The following is a 4,740-nucleotide window of genomic DNA, read 5'->3' as shown; positions in this document are numbered from 1 at the left end:
AAGCCACATGATTGAATCTGGTAAAGGCGGCGTTATAGTTAATATGTCGAGCGTAGCGCGCGCAGGTAACATAGGCCAAACAAACTACGCAGCATCAAAAGCAGGCGTAGTGGCACTTACCACCACATGGGCTAAAGAACTTGGCCGATTTGGTATACGTGTAGGCGCTATTGCACCAGGTGTAATAAGTACCGCCATGACAGACGCCATGAAGCCAGAAGCCAAACAACGTATGCTCGCGGTAACGCCAGTAGGGCGCTTAGGCGAAAGCGACGAAATTGCCCATACTGCACAATACATAATTGAAAACGACTTTTTTACCGGTCGCGTGGTTGAAATAGACGGCGGCATTCGTTTGTAAACCGAACTGGATTAAGGTTGATTAAAAGCATAGCTCTTTGGGTTATGCTTTTTTGTTTTAAATCGAGGAGTTTATAATCTTGAAAAAGGGCTGATAACGGCGTTGGCATTTTGTTGTGAAATTAGTTGCTCGTTTGCTTTTAATAAAACCTAATGAGAGTGGCTTATTAATCACTTCTTTAAATAAAAAGCTCAACGCATTTAAGGCTTGTGTTTGAGTGTTAGGAGCAGCATTTTGTTGGTTGAATAAACGAGTTTAAAAAAGCTAAAAAAAGTTCGACCTCATTATCTCCCATCGTTGTTGGGTGCCTCATAGAGTTAAATCGAATAAACGAAGCTATCCAGTATAAGTACGCTTTAATAGTACTTTTAGCATAACGCTTTAGATACATTTGTTCGGCTATCATAGTTAAAAAGGTGATTTCATGATATTAAGCTCGAATAAAGTGCGGCTGTGTGTATAGACAGTGCTTATTGTTTTGTCCAATATTACTGATCTCCACCATTTCGGTGTATTTCTACATTAAGGAAAAAACTTATAGTTAACTAATTGTTTACAGGTGTTTATTTGATGATTAAGATAAATGCACTGTAATATATGGACATTTGTCTGTTTATAAAACGACAAATGTCGTAGACAAAATTGTTATATGCCTAAAATAGTCATTAGTATAATATCTAACATGGTACATCTTTTGCTTTAATATCAAATATCTATTAATGCACGAGGAGTTTAATATGAATATTTCAAATGTAGGGCAAAACTATTCCATTACGACAGCATCTAGCGGCAATAAAATGCCGACTGAATCTATTGCTGTAGAAAAAAACATAAACCAAAATAATTCACAACCTACAAAGATTGATATGAGAAACATATCAATTGATGAAATTAATACATTAATTAAATCAGGGGAAAGTGCTTTACTTGATGTGGTGCCATTTATACCATTAAATGTTCTTGAACAATATAATAATGATCCCGAAAAAATAGGTAAAATCAAAGTAGACTTAATTGGGCAAGTTGAAAAATCTATAGATTTAAAAAAAAGCATTGGTGAGAATACTGACTTTTTATCAGGTGTTTTAAATAAATTTAAAGATCTTGACGGTAAACAGCTAAATGGAAAGGTTGATATCTTAGCATAATACGGCATCTAACAAGCAAATAAACTAGGACAAAAAACAGTTGGCTTTTTGCTCCTTCGTCGCCATTTTAGCCAACAATTTTTTGCCTGTTATTTGGGCGTTATAACCAAAGGAGCTGTAGTGGATGGAATCAAAAGTAAAGTTAACTGGTGGCACGTTATTCGTAATAGCGTTAATTGTTCTCTTTTTGGGGAATGCACGTTCCATAGAAATTGTAGAAAAACTAGATGAGATACAGTCTGATGTTTCTAGTTTAAAAAGTGAAGTTGCATCTTACAAGCAGCAAGTTGAAATATTGAAAAATGAAAACGTTAACTTAAAAGAACAGCTTAGAAGTGGTAATTAGTTATAACAAGCTGTTAAACAAGGACAATGCTCCTGACCCGTTTTAGTGGACACCTCCTCATCACTTTGAGGAAAATAATGATTAGGATGACACCTATCCTAATCATTAGGAAAAAAGCCAACAAAAACAGTATGAAGAGTGCACTATTATAAATAATGAATCACGCAAAAAGCTGAGCTATGTAGACAAAATGAAAGTAAAAATAGACAGCACAATCGGGCTACGATAGCTGTTTATTAAAGAATGGCAAACGACTCGGCTGTATTAAACCGGCTTTCCTTTAAATAAAAAGCGGAATATTACAGTGAACAAAGGCATGAATAAACTGACCTTACGGGGTCAAGCGAAAGTCAATGCCTTTACTTTATTGTGTGGCAACTGTATTGCCTTGCTCATAATATAGAAAAGCTGCAAAACACGATGAATTAAGAAGGGTAAGCCCTCTTACTCTAAATAAAAGCCACTCAACCACCCTTAATCCCTTCCAAAACGCCAATTAAAACAATATCAAACACTTCTATATTCTGTGTAAAAAGACAGTAATCAATTGAACCAAAATAGGAACTCAGCTATGGTTTGTTTATCAATAAAAATAATTAAAAAACGAGTTAATCTACAGGCTCGTTATATGTACAAGGAGAGTTCAGTTGATGCGTTACCTATTATTTTTACAGTTGATAATACCTTTTTATTCTTTTGCTGAAATTAACCTTCCTCTGCAAAAAGAACTAATTGAAATGGAAATTGAAGATCAACATATTCGAAACGAAATAGGAGAAGCTGGGTGGCAAAACCCGCCTAAAGCACTCCTAGAACAAATGATGAAAATAGATGAAAGTAATACAGGAAAACTTAAAGCTATCATTAAAAAGCATCATTGGGTAACAAGGGATTTAGTCGGAGTTAAAGGAGTTGGAGCAGCATTTTTAGTCATTCAGCATTCACCTGATGTTGCATTTAAAGTAAAAATGCTTCCTTATTTAAAACAATCATATTTGAATGGAGAAGGTGTTAGCGGACAACAAGTTGCTCTTTTAACTGATAGAGTTCTTATTGCACAAGGAAAGAAACAAATCTATGGTACTCAAGCTGACGTGAGTGAAGTTAAAGTTGTGTTTAGCCCTATAGAAGATGAAACTAATGTAGATATGCGGCGTAAAGAAATGAATATGCCCTCTTTAGATTTTTACTTAAAAATAATGGAAAAAATGTACGGGATTAAAGAACACCCTGAAATAGTCTTAAATTAATGTACATTTAACAAAACGTCCTGAGGTGGGCGACTAGTAAAATTTGGCTATTAATTGTGGGAAGCTGAAAATAGTAAGTAAGATTTCAAAAACTTTATAACAAGGAACGTATATGAATTTATCTGAAGGCAAAACTGTAATTGAGTTTGAAATATCAGAAACAGGCCACCAAATTGTTGAAGCTAAAATTAACGGTAAATTGTTACGTTTTATTTTAGATACTGGCGCTGGCGCATCTGTTTTAGACAGGGGATGCCTAAGTGAGTTAGGCATTGAAGAAAAACTCAATGTTGAAAATGCAGCAGGCTTAGGCACTTCGGATCACGCTATGGGAGATATAGAAGTTGATTCAATTGAGTTTGGTAGTGCCTTGTTTGAAAGTCCTGCCTTTGTGTCACTTAATCTTGACCATGTACAGGTGGCGGGTGGTGAAAAGGGAGTACATGGCTTGTTAGGCTCTCCCTTTTTTATTCAATACCAAGCAGTTATCGATTTTTCAAAAAATAGGTTAGAGCTTTTAAATAAAAAAATTAAATAACTAACCTAAACTTTGTTCTTTAGTCGGTTTAAGCTAACGCACCATGTTTATGGGTTTTACTATGACATGGTGCGACAGTTGTTATTGTTTACAATTTGTATTTTAAAGCTACTTTTCTAGTTCTTTTCTAATAACTCTTTTCTTATAATTTCAGCCCCTGCGCTCAAGGCATTTAGTTTACCTCTGGCTATATGGTGAGGTAGTGGAGCCATGCCGCAGTTTGTACACGGGTAGAGCTTGTCGGCATCTACAAATTGCAGTGCTTTACGTAGCGTATTAGCTACTTCTTTTGGCGTTTCGATAGTGTGATTTGCTACATCAATTGCGCCTACCATTACTTTTTTACCGCGAATAAGTTCTAGTAAATCCATTGGTACATGCGAGTTATGGCACTCTAGTGAGATAATATCGATATTAGATTGCTGAAGCTTAGGGAATGCTTCTTCGTACTGTCGCCATTCAGATCCTAGTGTTTTTTTCCAATCTGTATTTGCTTTAATGCCGTAGCCATAGCAAATATGCACGGCGGTTTCGCATTTGAGCCCTTCAATTGCGCGCTCTAAACAGGCGATTCCCCAGTCGTTCACTTCATCAAAAAATACATTAAACGCGGGCTCGTCAAATTGGATGATATCAACGCCGGCGGCTTCTAATTCTTTTGCTTCTTGGTTGAGAATTATGGCAAATTCCCATGCTAGTTTTTCGCGGCTTTTATAATGATCGTCGTAAAGCGTGTCGATCATTGTCATTGGGCCTGGCAATGCCCATTTTATTGGTTGCTTGGTTTGCTTGCGTAAAAATTTAGCGTCTTCAACAAACACAGACTTTTGACGGCTAACAGGGCCAACCACTGTAGGTACACTTGCGTCGTATCGGTCACGAATTTTTACTGTTTTGCGTTTTTCAAAATCAACACCGTTTAGGTGCTCTATAAACGTAGTTACAAAATGCTGCCTTGTTTGCTCGCCATCGCTAACAATATCAATACCGGCTTGTTGTTGGTCGAATAATGACAAGCGTAGGGCGTCGTGTTTTCCTTGGGTTAATTCGTCACCTTGTAATTTCCAAGGTGACCAAAGTGTTTCTGGCTCCGCAAG

Annotated in this window: 6 protein-coding genes and 1 pseudogene; 5 read left to right on the top strand and 2 right to left on the bottom strand. The window is 36.6% G+C overall.

The window, feature by feature from the left end:
* The coding region (locus L652_RS0101555; protein ID WP_024603220.1) for an SDR family oxidoreductase at positions 1 to 361 on the top strand (361 nt) is incomplete at its 5' end.
* A gap of 123 nt (positions 362 to 484) precedes the next feature.
* Here the strand turns inward: L652_RS0101555 and L652_RS1000000125665 are convergent.
* Positions 485 to 767, bottom strand: a pseudogene (locus L652_RS1000000125665) (phage integrase N-terminal SAM-like domain-containing protein); the annotation flags it as partial.
* 331 nt (positions 768 to 1,098) lie between these two features.
* Here L652_RS1000000125665 and L652_RS0101550 point away from each other — a divergent pair.
* The 4 genes from L652_RS0101550 (at position 1,099) to L652_RS0101535 (ending at position 3,643) form a co-directional block, all read left to right on the top strand.
* Positions 1,099 to 1,509 carry a hypothetical protein gene (locus tag L652_RS0101550; protein WP_024595310.1) on the top strand — a complete coding sequence of 137 codons (411 nt, stop codon included), beginning with the start codon at positions 1,099 to 1,101 and terminating at the stop codon, positions 1,507 to 1,509.
* Between the two features lie 124 nt (positions 1,510 to 1,633).
* Positions 1,634 to 1,855, top strand: coding sequence for a hypothetical protein (locus L652_RS0101545; RefSeq protein WP_024595309.1), 222 nt, complete (start codon positions 1,634 to 1,636; stop codon positions 1,853 to 1,855).
* Between the two features lie 650 nt (positions 1,856 to 2,505).
* Entirely contained in the window at positions 2,506 to 3,105 is a 600-nt protein-coding gene (locus L652_RS0101540) for a DUF6624 domain-containing protein (protein ID WP_024595308.1), read from the top strand.
* A gap of 112 nt (positions 3,106 to 3,217) precedes the next feature.
* Positions 3,218 to 3,643, top strand: a complete 426-nt coding sequence (locus tag L652_RS0101535; RefSeq protein WP_024595307.1) for a retropepsin-like aspartic protease — start codon at positions 3,218 to 3,220, stop codon at positions 3,641 to 3,643.
* A 116-nt stretch (positions 3,644 to 3,759) separates the two neighbouring features.
* Here L652_RS0101535 and L652_RS0101530 read toward each other — a convergent pair.
* The coding region (locus L652_RS0101530; RefSeq protein ID WP_024603219.1) for a methionine synthase at positions 3,760 to 4,740 on the bottom strand (981 nt) is incomplete at its 5' end.

This window comes from Pseudoalteromonas sp. TB25 (assembly GCF_000497995.1).
Taxonomy (GTDB): Bacteria; Pseudomonadota; Gammaproteobacteria; order Enterobacterales; family Alteromonadaceae; genus Pseudoalteromonas; species Pseudoalteromonas distincta.
The sequence above is the reverse complement of the archived record's forward strand: the minus strand, read 5'-3'. Positions and strand labels throughout refer to the sequence as shown.

Excerpts from the sequence above, each read along its gene's own strand:
- L652_RS0101550 (WP_024595310.1), top strand. The coding sequence starts at position 1,099 with ATGAATATTTCAAATGTAGGGCAAAACTATTCCATTACGACAGCATCT.
- L652_RS0101545 (WP_024595309.1), top strand. The coding sequence starts at position 1,634 with ATGGAATCAAAAGTAAAGTTAACTGGTGGCACGTTATTCGTAATAGCG.
- L652_RS0101535 (WP_024595307.1), top strand. The coding sequence starts at position 3,218 with ATGAATTTATCTGAAGGCAAAACTGTAATTGAGTTTGAAATATCAGAA.
- L652_RS0101540 (WP_024595308.1), top strand. The coding sequence starts at position 2,506 with ATGCGTTACCTATTATTTTTACAGTTGATAATACCTTTTTATTCTTTT.